The sequence below is a fragment of the Sphingomonas sediminicola genome (assembly GCF_014489515.1).
In the GTDB taxonomy this organism is placed as follows: domain Bacteria; phylum Pseudomonadota; class Alphaproteobacteria; order Sphingomonadales; family Sphingomonadaceae; genus Sphingomicrobium; species Sphingomicrobium sediminicola.
The window spans coordinates 28,275-43,104 of sequence record NZ_CP060782.1 but is presented as its reverse complement, the minus strand read 5'-3'; the positions used below and the strand labels follow the sequence as shown (position 1 = coordinate 43,104).

Below are 14,830 nucleotides of genomic sequence, written 5' to 3'. Positions count from 1 at the left end.
GATCCTCAGCCCGAAAAGACTGTAGCGTGCTTACCGGTATGTGCCGGAGAAACTGCGGTCGAGCACGTGCGGCCCCGCGCGGCCCTGATCCTCGCGCTCGAACAGCGCCCTGCTGCGGCTTTCGTCGCGCCAGCGCTCCCTGGCCTTTTCGGCGCTACAGTCGAGGATGATCCGGTCTCCTTCGACGCGGTCAAGGTCCGAACAGCTCAGCGAGTGATGGACACCGCCGGATTCCGGATCGCTGCGGGTCAGGATGATCCGGTCGCCGGCAACGCGGTCGACGGTACCGACATGTTTCTCGTCACTCCCGACGACTTCCATGTGCTCGCGGATGCCGCTCAGCATCTGGCGCTTGGACAAACGTTTTTCGCGCCAGCTGCCGAAGTCATTCTCGAACTGCGAAGCCCGCTCACGGCGATATTCGTCATAGTCGCGATCGAGATCCTCCGCCTGCCGGCGCCGCATTTCCCGATAGTGATAATCATCGTCGGCAGGACGATCTCGCGAGCCCGCGAAGCTCGTCGCTCGGTATTCACCGCGTTCCCATGGCCCCTGACGGAAGTGCCTGTCGCCCTCGAACTCGCGATCTTCGCGGAACATCCGGCCGCGTTCGGGCTCGGACCCGTAGCCGCGCCGATAATCGTCGCGGTCGCGATAAGATTCCCGGCGACGCTCCGAATCCTCGTCCCCGAACCAGGAGCGGAACTCGTCGCCCATGCGTCCGAAAAAGCCGCGTTCGTCGCGATCGCGATCGAAGTCGCGCTCGCGGTTCATGCCCTCATCGGAAAATTCGGGCCGGCCCTCTCGCCAGCGCCGTTCGCGTTCGTAACGGTCGTAAGCCATAGCTGCCTCCAAGCTAGGAACAGGCCGGCGGACTGCCGTCTGCTCATCGCGTGAAGAACGATTTGGGGCCATCAGCCGTTCCTGGTTCGGAACTGCCATTCGACAAGTCGAAATCGCCGTGCGGCGGGTCATTGCATGGGGAAAGAGGCGTCGCTATGTGGTCCGCCTGCTTGGAGCGGGGCTGTAGCTCAGATGGGAGAGCGCTGCAATCGCACTGCAGAGGTCAGGGGTTCGATTCCCCTCAGCTCCACCAGCCTCAAGCTAATAAAATCAACACCTTTGCGTGACAGCCCGACGCCTCTACGGGCGCGGAACAGCCGTTTTGGTATCGCAATTTTTGGGGACGTCAGAGCCAGCTGACCTTTAATCAGTAGGCCACCGGTTCAGATCCACAATCACTTGCGGCCAGATTATCTCAAGGAATTCGTCGCTGCGATCGAGTGCTTCTGGGCCGAGGTCGATGCCTTCACCGACGTGCATCGAAGGCTCGCCAGGGGGACTTACTAGAGGATCTACGCGAACCTCGAATCTTGGCGCGGCGCGCCTAGCGCCACGCAACACCGACCGGAGAAGAGAAATTGAACGGCGAAGCCGGCCAAAGATGAAAATAGAGGGATTGCGGGCGATGGTCTTGGGACGACAATGAGTGAAGCTGAACTCCTCTACAAGCTCGCGCAGTGGCTTGAGACGCAAGAAGGCGAGCCGACGCTGTTCGATGCGATCGACACTGGCGACGGCGAACTCGTCGCTGCTTTCATATTAAAAGGGTTACGGGCCCGAGCCCATCGAGGCACGAGGATCGACGGCACTCGCAAAGTGTTGCGAGCCTTCGAAGCCTTGTCTCGGATTTGGCAGCTCACAGAATACGAGCAGCTGAAATTGTTGGGAATGAGGGATCGAGAAGAGTTGGATCGGCTCGCGCAATTGCCGCTGGACGAATTGCCCATCGACTTGATCGAACGGATATCTATGCTCGCCAATATCGCACGATCAGTCAGAACGCTTCTTCCTCGTCCCTCCGTCGCAGCAGGCTGGATCAGGAGGCCCAATCGGCATGCCTTTCACGGGTCGAAGCGCGCTCGATTTGATGCTCGAGAGGGATCTCGAGGGAATGCGCGCCGTCCGTTCTTACCTTCTGGCGGAAATCTACGGCCGCTGAGCTCAGTAGCGTCCTTCTTCAGGAATGCGTGACCAGCCGGCCCAGATGAGAATGACTGCAAATCCAGTCGGCATGCAGAGGATTACAGCAAGGGCTGCGGCTATCCCGGTTGCTCGAGCTACGCGCTGAAACTTCCATTTCGGAGATAAGCGCAAGGTCGGAGTAATCAGATGCCGCAATATTCCTCTCACACGTTCCTGATTAACCCACTTGGAGCGTGCCGAACCTGGAAGGCCCGTCAGATTAAATTCTGGCGGGCCTTCATTCGACCCACCTTACGCTGGAATGTCCGTTGCACATCATCAGTAGGAAGGCCGTCGCTGAAAATTCCGCTGACTGGCTGCTGATCGAACTCAAAAATGCCCATCAGCGTGTTCTCTCCGGCCTGGAGAAGCTCGACGAGTTATTGGCGCGGCCCACGCCAGACCTTCAGTCTTATCTCGCGTTGAGGCGCGAGCTGTCGTCGGCGTCGCGAGCGCGCAGTTCGGCCGTTCAAGCTGCGCACGACCATATCATCGAGCACGCGGACCAGGCCGCGGAAGTCGAGCTTTCACGAGCCCTCCATGCAAGGCGGCAAATGATGGGTCTTTCAGCCGATCATCTGAGCACGTGGAGCGGATGGGTGATTGCGGCCAATTGGTCGCGGCATCGTTCGGCGCAACGAGCGCTTCGGTCGCATTGGCTCGACCTGATCGAACTAGAGCAAAACGTTCTCTATCCGATGCTTCAACAGCGCGCGGGCTGACTTGGGAGAGGCCAGCGTACCATCACGTTGTCAGTGACGTTGGGCGCAACTTGCGGTAAATTCGCCGGGGGTTTGTAAATGAGTTCAATGCCGCCTGTGCTCGAGAGTTGGCCGCTTAGCGAGCAATCGCGACACTTCGACCTCGGCCTCGTCCTGAATAGCGCCGTCACCGATATCATCGGGCCTCCAGAGGTTGGCGCACTCGGCATCCATCATTCCGGCTGCTGGGAATGCAATCTCGCCGACAACTCGTTGACCTGGTCCGGCGGCATCTACGACATCTTTGGATTGCCGCGTGGCTCGCCTGTCAGTCGCGATGAAGCGGTCTCTTTCTACAGTGAAGAATCCCGGGCCTCCATGGAGAGACTGCGCAGCTATGCAATTCGCGAAGGGCGCGGGTTCACCATCGATGTCCAGATCAGGCCCGCCGTCGGAGGAACTCGCCGGGTTCGGATCATCGGAGCTCCCATCTGCCAGGACGGAAAGACCGTGCGGCTGCATGGCCTGAAATTGATCATCTGAGGTACCAAGTTCCTTGCCGCCCAGATTCGCGGAGCGATGACTGACGAGCGCGTAAACCAGACTGGGACACATCCAGATTGGAGGAAAGTTTAGGGTAGCACGAACGTTTCAGGACGATCGGTTCTCGAGTTCTATTCTCGGGATCAGGAGAGTCCTCGAATGGCGTACCGTTGGATTCTGCTATGTGCCCCGGCCGTCGCATCGGCCTTCTTTCCCGTCGAGCTCAAGGCTCAATCCCCGGCGGTCGCATCGGCACGACGTCCAGTGCGAGCATCCGCATAGAAGCCAGCGTGGCCCCGCGCATGGGAATTCGCGCTCCAGCATCGCTTCGAGCCGGCCGGGGCGCTGGTAGCGCGAACTCATTTTGCATTTGGTCCAGTTCAACGCTCCGCCGTTACACAGTCACACTGTCGAGCCTGGCCCATAGCTGGCTCGAACCGGGAGGTGCGGTCGGCAACAGGATAGCTACTCCCGTAATGTCGGACACCTCTTCAATGCGGTTGGCTGAAGGCAAGCCCCTGAGTGCGATCGCGCGGAGTTCGATCCTGGAATGCAACAAGGCAGGGAGCGATGTTAATCTGGCGTTGGACGTCCCCGGAGGTGAGATACCTTCGACGGGTCCGGCATTGCTGATCTTGGCGCCAGAATAAGCAAGCGCCTGGAAAGCTGGGGTTTTAACCCTAAGGCGTAAACTTCGCGCTAAACAGCCTTCGTTGACGGTTCGTTAAGAGGATTCCCGTAAGCCCCGCAATACATCCATTTTGGATGGGACTAGCGGATGAGGAATTAGCCATGCTTTCGTGGCACAAAGTTGGACAAATGGCCGCGGTGGCAGCCCTTGCCGTTTCGATGGCGGGAACTGCGAATGCGGCGACTCAGGGCAGCCTGGGAGCGACTTCGACGGGCTCGGTGTCTATCTCGGCATCGATTGCAAACCGGGTTCGCATTAGCGGACTGAGCGACGTGGCATTCACGAATGCCGATCCAAGCGTCGACGCCTCGAATGCCCAGAACGTCTGCGTCTGGAGCAACACCAGCACAAAGGGATACAGGGTAACGGCCTCGGGTAGCGGAACTGCCGGTGCATTCACGCTGGCCAATGCGTCGCTCAGCGTCCCCTATGCCGTCGAATGGAGCGCGAGCTCTGGACAGTCGACGGGGTCAGCGCTGACGAACGGCGTCGCCTTCACCGGACTGACCTCGACGGCGACCAACGCGAACTGCGCGTCCGGTCCGTCCTCGAGCGCGAGCCTGATCGTCAAGATCCTCAGCTCCGATCTGCAAACCATGCAAGCGTCGACGAGTTACAGCGGTACGCTGACGCTTCTGGTTGCCCCCGAATAGCATTGCTTTCCGGTGGCGCAGCAGGCCTCTGCCGTCGTCATTTGCACGACGCCAAGCGCCTCGCTGCGCCCCGGCATTTCTTCTCTTCGCGTTCGGCTTAACAGCCGCCTCGGTGCAGTCGCTCGAGGTGCGTTGCTGGCGGCCGCGCTCGCTGCGTCACCGCTGCACGCCCAGAGCAACAATGTCCGAATCACGAAGCTGAGCGACGTAGCGTTTGGCGCGATCGCAAACGTCGGCGCGGATGCGACCAGCAGCCAAAGCCTTTGTGTTTATGCCAACACCGCCATCCAGGGTTACCGGATCACTGCGTCGGGCTCTGCGCCGGGAGGTGCGTTCAGCCTCACGTCCGGCTCCTTCCTGCTCAACTACGAAGTGCAATGGAATCAGGCGCCGAACCAGTCGTCAGGGACCCAGCTTAGCCCCAACGTCACATTGACCGGGCTAATAAGCTCGGCGACCCAGCAAACCTGCAACAGCGGTCCAGCGACTAGCGCCAGCTTGATCCTGGTCCTTCGCAGCTCGGAATTGTCCAGCGCGCGAGCCGGTTCTTATTCCGGGACGCTGACGTTGCTGGTCGGGCCGGAATAGCTTTCCCATGCTCGGTCGAAAATCTTCCACTTTGACCCGGATGCTGCTGGCCTCTGCGGCAACCCTCGCGCCCGCCGTTGCGCATGCGGAGAACTCCAACTCCGCTAGCCTCGGTTTCGAGATGACGTCGCCACCCGCCGGCTTCAGCGAACTGGAGCAGCCCCGCGATTTGGTGGTCGATCTCTATTTCGGCGGTCGGAAGATTGGCGAAGCTCAAATTGTCGCCAAGCCTGGAGTCGTGCGGTTTCGTAATCCGGACCAAATCATCGGCCTGGTTCCGCATCTCAAGTCGTCGCCTGCCCTCGTCACCTCCCTGACGGCAGAGCTCAAGGACAATGCGGGCCTTGCCTGCTCGCAGACCAATTCCGGGCACTGCGGCGAGCTCAAGCCGGACCTCGTAGGCATCATCTTCGACCAAGACCGTTTCCGGCTCGATCTTTTCGTCCACCCGAGCGCGCTGGAGGTCACTCAAAGCGATGAGATCTACCTCGCGACTCCAACTGCCCCGCTTTCTCTCACAAGTTCGATCGGGGCAGCAATTGCGGGGTCAACCAGGGGGTCGACCAGTTTCAATATTCAGAACCGTACCATCATCGGCTTTCAGAACGCGAGAATCCGGAGCGACAGTTCGATCGCTTCGGACCTGGGCCTCGTCTTCGACGATCTCGTCGCCGAGGTCGATACGAGGCGCCATCGCTACTCTGGCGGCCTGTTCTGGGCCCCGGCGCCGACCTGACCGGCCGCCGACGCATAATGGGTTTCGGATTTGCAACGCAGTTCGACACTCGCGCGGATGCCGATAGCCTCGAGGCTACGCCCCTCATCATCTTTCTGGGCCAGCCGGCGCGCGTGGAGATCCTCGTGGATAACCGGCTCGTGACGTCGGGCAGCTACGAAGCTGGCAACAACTCGGTCGACACGTCGAACCTGCCCGATGGCTCTTACCCACTTGTCCTCAGGATCCGGGAAGCCAGCGGTGCGGTTCGCGAGGAGCGGCGCTTTTTCGTCAAGAATGCCCAAATCGCCCGCAGGGACAGCTGGTCTATTTCGCTTACGCGGGGCTTCTTGCAAACACGCAGCACAACCAGCCGATCAGCCTGTCGAAAAGCCTCTACTACCAGGTCGGTGGGGCGCGTCGCTTGAGCGAGTCAACGGCGATCGACGCTGCGATCCTCGGCACCGAGAAGAAGGCCATGCTCCAGGTTGGCGGATGGCTTATCACGTCCTTCGGACGCGCTCGGGCCGCGGGCCTGATGTCGAGCGACGGGAGCAAGGGAGCCTTGCTCCAGTTGGGATCTGCCGGAACAGGTCCGCTCAATTTCAACTTCGACGTGCGACGGGTGTGGAGCAGCAATGGCGAGCCCCTCCTTCCGCTGCCGTCCTACGTCGACAACTTTGGCCCGACACCCGTTACCGGCGCCCAGGTTGCTGCCAGTTCCTACACCCAGGCGAGCGGAACCCTCACCTACTCGCTTGGGAGCGCCCTCCTGAGCGTCACGGGTTCCTATCGGCATGACCGTGGTTTCAAGTCGGACTACACCATCGGCCCGAGCCTTTCCTGGCCGATTGTGCGCCAGGGCGGTCTCCAGGTCATCGTTCAGGCCGATGCCCAAAAGAGCCGCACAACGACGTCGGCATTCGCCGGCTTCAGGGTGCTTTACACCGCCGGCGGCTTCTCAACCCTGTCCACTATCGGACATGCCACCTTGAAAGATGGTGGAACGCGAGGATCGAGGTCTCGCCAGGTTGGAAGCCTTAGCGGTCAGTGGTTCTACCAGGACGATGAGCGCACCCAGGTATCGCTCGAAGGCGCGTTGCAGCGCGACGTGGACACGTCGACCGCCCGAGCTAATGCATTTGTGGCCAATCAGCTGGGCAGCGGCCGCGTAGAAGTACTTCACAGTCTGGAAGGGAACGGCGGCACGCAATTCGGGCTTACTCTCCAGACCGGAATTGCTCTTGGCTCAAAGGCCGTTGAAATTGGCGGCCGTGACCTCAATCAAAGCGCAGTCATCGCTTCGATGGCTGGCTCTGCCAAGGATGCCGCGTTCGACGTCCTCATCGACGAGATCGCTCGCGGGCGCGTCTCAGCAGGGAGGCGCCTGCCGATTTTCCTCGAGGCCTACCGGTCCTACAATCTGCGGCTTCGGCCAGTCGGCTCGTCAGCGGTCGACTATGATTCAGCCGTCCGGAAGATCACGCTCTTTCCGGGAAATGTAGAGCACCTGAATTGGACTGCGGAGCAGGTGAGCACAGTGTTCGGTCAAGCCTTCCTGGCGAATGGCCGACCGCTCGCGAACGCCAGCATTTCAACACGTCGAGGCGTTGGCCAGACCGACGATGAAGGCTATTTCCAGATCGACGTGGAAGCCAACGAGCCGCTAACATTCAAGTTCGGCGCGAATGAGACCTGCGGGGTTCCGCTTGTGGGAGCGCAAGTCCAAAGCGATTATGCGTCGCTCGGGAGGGTTGTGTGCCGATAAAGAACCTGCGCGAGTTTCACGTCGGTGCGGCGCTCTTGATGCTCGCCTCAATCGCCTTGCCCGCGTCCCCGGCTCATGCGGAGCTGGTGCTAAGTCAGCTGATCGTGAACCTCGGCGTCACATCGAAAGAACGCGATGACATCGAGATTTGGAACAACTCCGACGAGCGGGCCTACGTCGTTGCCGAGCCGAGCGAGATCTTGGCTCCCGGAACAGCCGCCGAGTCACGTAGCGCAGAACCAGACCCGGAAAAACGGGGACTTCTGGTATCGCCGGCCCGTCTGATCCTAGAGCCTGGGCAGCGCAAATTGGTCCGAGTGGCTGCCATCGGTCCTCGCCAGGATCGGGAGAGAGTATATCGCATTACCGTGAAGCCGGTGGTGGGAAGCATCTCTTCTGCAGAGACCGGCCTGAAGCTGCTCATTGGCTACGATGTCTTGGTGCTCGTTAAGCCAGCAACCCCTCATCCGAGCCTCAGCGCCAGTCGGTCCGACAATCACCTGACCTTGAGAAATGATGGCAATACAAGTCTTGAATTGGCCGATGGCAAGCAATGCGATTCAAGCGGAAAGAACTGCGTCGATCTTCCAAGTAAGCGCCTCTACGCTGGAGCGGAGTGGACACAACAGCTGAAGTCCAACTTACCTGTCGAATATTCCGTGATATCCGACGGCCAGTCAACCCGACGCAAATTCTGATCGAAAGCTGTGTCGTGGTAGAGCGCAAATACTTATCGACGTTATAACTAAGGGCGAGCGCTCCGAGTAACGCTCGCTCTCGTCGATTCGGCAGCTGATGATTTCCGATTGCCGCTGCAATCCAACATTGCAACCCGTTATGCGCTAAAAGGATATAGCGCAGCCGGCAGGCTGTTGAAGTACGCACGAACCGCTCGGGATCCTTCAGAAGATAGGGCGACAAAGATTCGCCGGCCGTCGAATTGATCAGGTTGGCGCACGATCAGGCCATTCTTCTGAAGGGCGCTGATCCACCGGAGCGCCGTGGTAGCCGGAACTCCCGACGCCAGCGAAAGGCTGCTGACCGATACGCGCTTCTGCTCGAGCTCCGCGGAATAGAGGCTGAGAAGCATGTCCCAGGCCGGATCCGCAAATAGATGCCCGCTGAAGAACTCAGCCCGCGCAGCCCTCGCCCGCAGGACATTGCGCAACCATCGCGCCTCGTCACTTCCGCCCTCTTAGGCCGTGTGTCCTTCGCCAGCTGATGATGAAGTTTGCGTTGTTGGTCCTGATGAACCGGGCGGAATTCAGCAAACGCTTCTTGGGACGCCGACCGCATGAGATTGACCTCCTCCATATTCTCGATGGAGAGACAATTAACCAACATCGCTAATTCGACTGTAAAACTTTGGTTCAGGTTGGACCGATATTCGGTTCAATTTGAAGCAATCTGGAAAGCCCCGGGCGACCAGAACCTCGCTGAAGTTCGTTGCGTCGCCCTCCACGCCTGCGTTCAGGGCAGCCGGGCGCGACCTCTCGGAATCCTCGGGGCGAGGGCGTCGATAACCCTTGGAGCCTAGCGCCTACCTCTGGGAGGTCAGCATGCTCGTCCAAGATCTCCAGGGCAGCCGTCAATAGCTGTAGCGCACGGTCACGATGGTGATCATGGAACGAGCGGTCCGAGTCTTCGCAGGTCGCTAGCAATTTTGCCCCGAGCAGAATGGCGCCGTCGGCAAAACCGAATGCGCTCCCCCTAAGCCTTTTAACATAAATTGGGGTTACTTCTATTCGGTAAAATTAATGGTATCCGCGAGGTAGGCCTCAAGCTTCTCCCGCCCTTGTCAGTCAATTCAACGAAGGCGGTTCGCAGGTCGGTCGGGTGTGGTTGACGACTGATCAGGCCCCGGTCGAGCAGATAGTCTATCCACCTGAGAGCAGTTGCTTTGGACGTCCCTGACAACTGAGCCAGCCGGCTCATTGATTGACGCGATGCTCCAGCCATTGCGTAGAGCTGAAGAAGCATCTCCCATGCTGGTTCACCGAACATTGAAGGCCGAGCAACTCAGCACGCTTTTGCCGGAGAGCCAGGATTTCTCTGGCTCTTAACTCGAGCTGCTCCTGCCGCGTGGGGCGCCGGGCAAGGGCCAGGCGAGCGAGCTCGCTGGCCGTGCCCTGGTTTTCCTCCTCCTCGGAGAGCAGCGCAATAAGCCTCCTGGCATCTTCGAGGTCACGTCCTGACAGGGTGACGCTCTTCGCCAGATCGCGCTTGGTAGCGGGCAGCTTGGGCTTCGGTTCGGACAATGCCAATTCCTGTGGCGATCTGAGAAGACCGACGCCAATATTAGAGCCTTACCGAGCATCAACGGCCTAAAGAGCCTTAAGTTCGATAGCAAGCGATCAGAGGGAGGCGGTGAAGTCCTGCAACGAAACTCGACTGCTGATCCGGCGATCTTGCGGAGGTCTGTTCCCAACAGGCTCATGGATCGAAGCCTTGATGGGAGCACGCCAAAGGCGGGTTTCAAATCCTAGCAATGATGAGTGAGTTCAACCCCGCAGATTATCCCAGATTAGCTCCAAAGTGGATCAGAATTTACCATATTCTCAATCGTTTGGGGCATTCTTGTCGATGCATTGAAAGATCTTAAAGTGCAGTCGACCGTCCGTGGAAATGAGTCGCGATCAAGCCCGCGATCGAATGTCTTCTTGACTGCCGCTTTGGCGGGAGAGGGCGCATCGCGCCCCGTTCGCATACGCAACTTGTCGGTCAACGGAGCCCTCCTCGAGGGTCATGACTTCCCGAGGAGGGGCGCAAAGCGCAGCTTCGTCGCGGCAGCCTCTGCGTCCAAGGCGAGATTGCCTGGCAGAATGGCAAATTCTGCGGTCTCCGGTTTGACCACACCATTCTCGTTCAGGAGTGGGTTAAGCGCGCCGGATCCGAAGCGCAGTTAAGGATTGATGCTACGATTGCGCAGCTTCGGAGCGGTGCAGAATCGCATTGGCTTGGGCGGTCTTTCGATCGAGCGAATTCCGTCAAGGGCATTGCCGATGAGCTTCTTCAGATTTGCGAGCGCGTCGCTTTGCTCCCAAACATGTCCGTCGAACTGGCGGAGGACTTGCTCAGGATCGAGGCACTGGCACGCTCGTTGGAGCAGGCATCTCTCGCCTGAAGGCCTGCCCTTGATCGCGCCGAACCGTATGGGCGCGCGAAACAATTAGTCCGGATTGAACGAAGTTTTACCATTTATTTCAGGATCGTAAGGCAAGCGCCAAGCCTGTGGCCTTGCACTCTGTCGGGCCGAACTGGACACACCGGCCGAAGATGTTTGCAAAGGTGATGCAACGATTTCTGGACGTCGATCTCGCAACGGCGTCGGGCCGTGCGCTGATCGAAGAGCGCTACCTTTCCCTGCGAAGACAGGTCCCGATTATTTACCTGCTGGGCTTCGTGAACCTGTCCGGGATGGAGCTGTCGACCGCAGGTCGGATCGAAATCGGCCTCAACCTTCCCACCATCATCGCCACCTGCGGGTTTGTTCGCCTTTTCAATTGGTATTGCATGGGCACCCAGCCGAGCCATGAGCAAATGGTCAGGCGCATGCAGCAAACCGTATGGTTTGCGGCAGCCGTTTGCCTGACGGTCTGTGCCCGCTGCCTCTACCTCCTCCATGTCGGCGACGATGCATCACACATGGCGGTCATGCTGTTTGGCGGTCTCACCGCAATTGGCGTCTCATATGGGCTGACAGCTTTGCCAGTGGCCGGGCGCATACCGCTCTTATTGATCATCGTACCCTATCGTTGGCTTCAATCCTGTCGGGAAATTCACAGTTCGCTTGGGCTGCCTTCGGGTTGGTCGTGGTCGCCGTCCTGACAATGAAGTTGGTGACACTTCACAGCCGGCATCTCGAGGACGTGATCCGCTCACGCGAATTGATTTCGAATCAGCAGGTGCTCGCCGAGCACGCTCATCAGGAAGCAGTTCATGCAGCGACTACCGATTTTTTGACCGGCCTTCCCAATCGTCGCGCTTTCGTCGCGGCGCTCGAAGCGGAGATCGAAAAGAAAAAGCACAAGGACTGGTTCGCGCTCGCACTCCTCGATCTCAACCGGTTCAAGGCGGTCAACGACATGTTCGGGCACGAGGCTGGCGATCGTCTGCTCCAGGAAGTCGCGGCCCGCCTCGTTCGGGCAGCCGGGGCCTCTGGGCTTGTCGCGCGCCTTGGCGGGGACGAATTCGGGATTTTCTTTCCGGGTGTCAGCCAGGCTGCCCGAGCGCGCGCAATGGGATCCGAAATTCTTCGCGAGGTAAGCCGTCCATTGGTAATCGACGGACGGCAGTTCGACGTGTCCGCCTGCTGCGGCTTGGCCTTATCAAAGCCCGAAGACGATCGGTCGCCATCCCGCGTGATGGCCGACGCCGATCTTGCGCTTTATCAAGCTAAAGACGGATCGCCGGACCATCTCATTGTATTCGAGCACCGAATGGAGGCGCCCAGACTTCGGCGATTGCAGATTGAGCGCGCGCTTCAGACAACGGGTGTCGAGCGCAATCTGTCGCTGGTGTTCCAACCCATTGTCGACTTGAGGCGAAACAAGATCATCGCACTTGAAGCCCTGGCCCGCTGGAAAGACGAGGATCTCGGGTCGGTCACACCGTCGGAATTTGTACCGATCGCCGAGCAGCTGGGCTTGATCGACCGCCTTAACAGCCATCTGTTGGCCATGGCATTCCACGAAACTCGCAAGTGGCCGGACGAGATAAAGCTGTCTTTCAACTTAAGTGCCGTTGAATTGTGCACTGCGGGATTCGCCGAGTTGATTTTGGCCCAGCTCGTCGTCGCCGGGCTTGAGACCTCACGGCTTCAGGTCGAAGTGACGGAGACAGCGCTACTTGCCGATTTTGAACGTGCGCGCGGTAATCTGAGGCGTCTGAGGAAGGCTGGAGTCACGATTGTTCTGGACGACTTCGGCGCGGGCTATGCTTCAATCGGATATCTTCGCGAGCTACGGTTCGACCAGATAAAGCTCGACGGTGCGCTCGTAACAGCAGCTCAGGAGAGCGCGGATGGAAAGCGCCTGCTGAGAGCAGTAATTGGGCTATGCGACTTGCTCGGCGTGTCCAGTGTCGCCGAGCACGTAGAGAGCGAAACGCTGCTGACTCTCGTAACCGAACTTGGCTGTACGGCGGGCCAAGGCTTCTGGCTTCAGCGACCCACGACCGCCGAGGACGTGCGGCAAGTGCTAACTGGAAGGGCCGGCAGGACCATCGGAGAGAAGCAGCATGGTCGACGGGCTGCTTGAGAATTAGAAGTTCTCGTCGTTCCGATGCGGATGAGTTGTTAAGGGTCCGTTCGCGCTGACCGGGTATGAGTGCCGTTGTTCGCCAACGCAGGACGGCACGCCGGAATGTTTCATTCGCACCCTGAGACCTGGGCGACTGAGCATCCGCAGCGTCGCGAGTTCGCGCGGATCCAAATCCTTTGCAGGGCGAGAATTCGCATCGGAAACAGGCAATATGCCGGCTACCTCCACAATATCTCCCAGGGCGGGGCGAAGCTACGGACACTCACTCCGATCCGTAGGGTCGGACATGTCATCCTCCGCTTGCCGGATCTCCCTGCGCTTCGATGCCAACTCCGCTGGACGGATTCGTATAATGCGGGTGTTTCCTTCGAGCTTAAGCTTCCCTCCAAGCTGCTTTCGGATTGGGCTCGGGCTCGATCGGGCTTTGGCGACATCGAGCAAGTTACAGAAGCTGAGATTCTTGCATTAGGAAATCTCGCCGCAGACTGATCAGCGTTCCCCGCGCGCATCGTCAGATCAGACGAAACCCCAGGAGGTACCCAAAGGCAGTTTCGGGGCGCTGACAAGATCACTCTCGCGCAGCAGTTGCCGGCAATCGGATCGTCCGAGACACAGATCGATTGCTTTCGAAAGCCCGCTCCAAAAGATCCCAGCAGGGTTCCCGCAAGATCGGAACCAGACTGACGCTATTTTGGAAGGCCCGCGGCGGGGCGCATTTCACAAATGATTTCCGAGAACTGATCCGGAACGGAGGAAGGTGAAGGGTTCGCGTAAGCAGCCACCGGCGATCGGTATGCTATGCTTTGGCTCCTTCTTCTTGCTGACCTAGTCGAACAGTCCCCCCGCCCCGACAGCAGTCTGCTAAAGTCACCGTAAGGGTGGAAAGAGCATCTACAGTGACTGAGGAGACTTGGTCGCGGACTGGCAATCATGAGCGCCGGGAAGTTCATCGCGTTGGCGAAGACGGCCGGCCCGTCCTCTTGCGCCTGATTGAGCACCAATAAGGTCGCCACAGCTCGCGTCGACGTCCGCTCGTCTAGTCGCGGTCGGCCCCGCCCTTCCGCCTACTGATGGCTCGGAGGAATTGATCGCTTCTAACAAATCGCGGAACTTTCCAGATTTAGGCAGGGGAAACGCTTGCTTCAAAGCAATGCCAACGTACTCCTCGGAGACCCGGCGCGCGGCCGCGCCCATTTCGTGTAGTGATCCTCGCTTATCCCTGTTGTTCATCACCCACCACGCGGGAACGAACCGTTGAAACCTGAGCTGGTTTCAGGAGTGCTATCGCCGACGTTTCTTGGAGAGATCGCTAAACGCCAGGGCTAATGTCCGCCTTCGACCCATTGCGGACATGTCGGATTGGATCTTCAGTCCTCAATAATCTTGGCGGTCCCTGCCTCGTGCAGACGCGCGATATTCTCTCGCATTTCCTCAAGCCGTTCGTGCGAATGGCCAACCCAGTCCTCGACTTCCCCAGTCACTCGCAGCGGGTCGAGTGAGCGATAGGAAGCGGTCATATTGCCAGGGAATTTCTTGTCCGTGAGGTTGGGGTCGTCATCGAAGGGCCCGGTCGGCTCGACAGTGTAGATCCTTCCGCGTCCCTCTCCCTTGGCGAGTTCCGCACCCCACGTCGCCGCTTCGAGCGTGGCCGTAAAGTAAATGTGCTTCAGCCCGCGCTCCACGAAATTGCTTCCGTAGCCGGGTCCGAGCAGATCGCCGACGCTCAGATCTGCCTTGGTGCCGTGGTAGAAGATCGTGCCGGCAGCAACGTCTTTGGCGTACATAAGTTCGTCGGGCTCCTCGTCAGGTCCGGAGTGCCCCGGCTAGACGATCAGATGACCGCCTTCCACCCGTTGCCGACATTCGTTGATCTTGGGCACGGTCC

General features: G+C 59.1%; 16 protein-coding genes and 1 tRNA gene. 12 read left to right on the top strand and 5 right to left on the bottom strand.

Annotated features, from left to right (window positions below):
• Positions 1-30: 30 nt before the first annotated feature.
• Positions 31-843, bottom strand: a complete 813-nt coding sequence (locus H9L14_RS00265) for a DUF2171 domain-containing protein (protein WP_187708761.1) — start codon at positions 841-843, stop codon at positions 31-33.
• A 177-nt stretch (positions 844-1,020) separates the two neighbouring features.
• Between H9L14_RS00265 and H9L14_RS00260 the strand changes: the two genes are divergently transcribed.
• From H9L14_RS00260 to H9L14_RS00220, 9 genes are all read left to right on the top strand, one after another.
• Positions 1,021-1,096, top strand: a tRNA-Ala gene (locus H9L14_RS00260).
• A gap of 1,198 nt (positions 1,097-2,294) precedes the next feature.
• Positions 2,295-2,747, top strand: a complete 453-nt coding sequence (locus H9L14_RS00255; protein WP_187708760.1) for a hypothetical protein — start codon at positions 2,295-2,297, stop codon at positions 2,745-2,747.
• Positions 2,748-2,834: 87 nt separating this feature from the next.
• Positions 2,835-3,269, top strand: coding sequence for a PAS domain-containing protein (locus H9L14_RS00250; protein WP_246444273.1), 435 nt, complete (start codon positions 2,835-2,837; stop codon positions 3,267-3,269).
• A gap of 849 nt (positions 3,270-4,118) precedes the next feature.
• Positions 4,119-4,613 carry a hypothetical protein gene (locus tag H9L14_RS00245; protein ID WP_222949870.1) on the top strand — a complete coding sequence of 165 codons (495 nt, stop codon included), beginning with the start codon at positions 4,119-4,121 and terminating at the stop codon, positions 4,611-4,613.
• 12 nt (positions 4,614-4,625) lie between these two features.
• Positions 4,626-5,201 carry a hypothetical protein gene (locus tag H9L14_RS00240; RefSeq protein WP_187708757.1) on the top strand — a complete coding sequence of 192 codons (576 nt, stop codon included), beginning with the start codon at positions 4,626-4,628 and terminating at the stop codon, positions 5,199-5,201.
• 121 nt (positions 5,202-5,322) lie between these two features.
• Positions 5,323-5,937 carry a hypothetical protein gene (locus H9L14_RS00235; protein ID WP_187708756.1) on the top strand — a complete coding sequence of 205 codons (615 nt, stop codon included), beginning with the start codon at positions 5,323-5,325 and terminating at the stop codon, positions 5,935-5,937.
• A 17-nt stretch (positions 5,938-5,954) separates the two neighbouring features.
• On the top strand, positions 5,955-6,344 hold the full coding sequence (locus tag H9L14_RS00230) for a TcfC E-set like domain-containing protein (protein ID WP_187708755.1): 390 nt from the start codon (positions 5,955-5,957) through the stop codon (positions 6,342-6,344).
• Positions 6,341-7,684, top strand: a complete 1,344-nt coding sequence (locus tag H9L14_RS00225) for a CS1-pili formation C-terminal domain-containing protein (protein WP_187708754.1) — start codon at positions 6,341-6,343, stop codon at positions 7,682-7,684. The genes H9L14_RS00230 and H9L14_RS00225 overlap by 4 nt, the downstream gene beginning before the upstream one ends.
• The gene (locus H9L14_RS00220) at positions 7,675-8,382 is read left to right on the top strand and encodes a fimbrial biogenesis chaperone (protein WP_187708753.1); all 708 of its coding nucleotides are present in this window, start codon (positions 7,675-7,677) and stop codon (positions 8,380-8,382) included. The genes H9L14_RS00225 and H9L14_RS00220 overlap by 10 nt, the downstream gene beginning before the upstream one ends.
• A gap of 137 nt (positions 8,383-8,519) precedes the next feature.
• On the opposite strand, the gene H9L14_RS00215 is transcribed toward H9L14_RS00220, so the two are convergent.
• The 3 genes from H9L14_RS00215 to H9L14_RS00205 form a co-directional block, all read right to left on the bottom strand.
• Positions 8,520-8,852 (bottom strand): helix-turn-helix domain-containing protein, encoded by a 333-nt coding sequence (locus H9L14_RS00215; protein ID WP_187708752.1) that lies wholly within the window; start codon positions 8,850-8,852, stop codon positions 8,520-8,522.
• A gap of 551 nt (positions 8,853-9,403) precedes the next feature.
• Positions 9,404-9,619 (bottom strand): MarR family transcriptional regulator, encoded by a 216-nt coding sequence (locus H9L14_RS17230; RefSeq protein WP_425506887.1) that lies wholly within the window; start codon positions 9,617-9,619, stop codon positions 9,404-9,406.
• Positions 9,616-9,942, bottom strand: a complete 327-nt coding sequence (locus H9L14_RS00205) for a hypothetical protein (RefSeq protein WP_187710012.1) — start codon at positions 9,940-9,942, stop codon at positions 9,616-9,618. The genes H9L14_RS17230 and H9L14_RS00205 overlap by 4 nt, the downstream gene beginning before the upstream one ends.
• A gap of 1,033 nt (positions 9,943-10,975) precedes the next feature.
• Here H9L14_RS00205 and H9L14_RS00200 point away from each other — a divergent pair.
• The 3 genes from H9L14_RS00200 (at position 10,976) to H9L14_RS17225 (ending at position 13,434) form a co-directional block, all read left to right on the top strand.
• On the top strand, positions 10,976-11,512 hold the full coding sequence (locus H9L14_RS00200) for a hypothetical protein (RefSeq protein WP_187708750.1): 537 nt from the start codon (positions 10,976-10,978) through the stop codon (positions 11,510-11,512).
• 2 nt (positions 11,513-11,514) lie between these two features.
• Positions 11,515-12,942: a putative bifunctional diguanylate cyclase/phosphodiesterase gene (locus tag H9L14_RS00195; protein WP_187708749.1), complete on the top strand. Its 1,428-nt coding sequence runs from the start codon at positions 11,515-11,517 to the stop codon at positions 12,940-12,942.
• A gap of 105 nt (positions 12,943-13,047) precedes the next feature.
• Entirely contained in the window at positions 13,048-13,434 is a 387-nt protein-coding gene (locus tag H9L14_RS17225) for a PilZ domain-containing protein (RefSeq protein WP_187708748.1), read from the top strand.
• 878 nt (positions 13,435-14,312) lie between these two features.
• On the opposite strand, the gene arr is transcribed toward H9L14_RS17225, so the two are convergent.
• Entirely contained in the window at positions 14,313-14,729 is a 417-nt protein-coding gene (gene arr, locus H9L14_RS00185; protein ID WP_187708747.1) for an NAD(+)--rifampin ADP-ribosyltransferase, read from the bottom strand.
• Positions 14,730-14,830 lie beyond the last annotated feature (101 nt).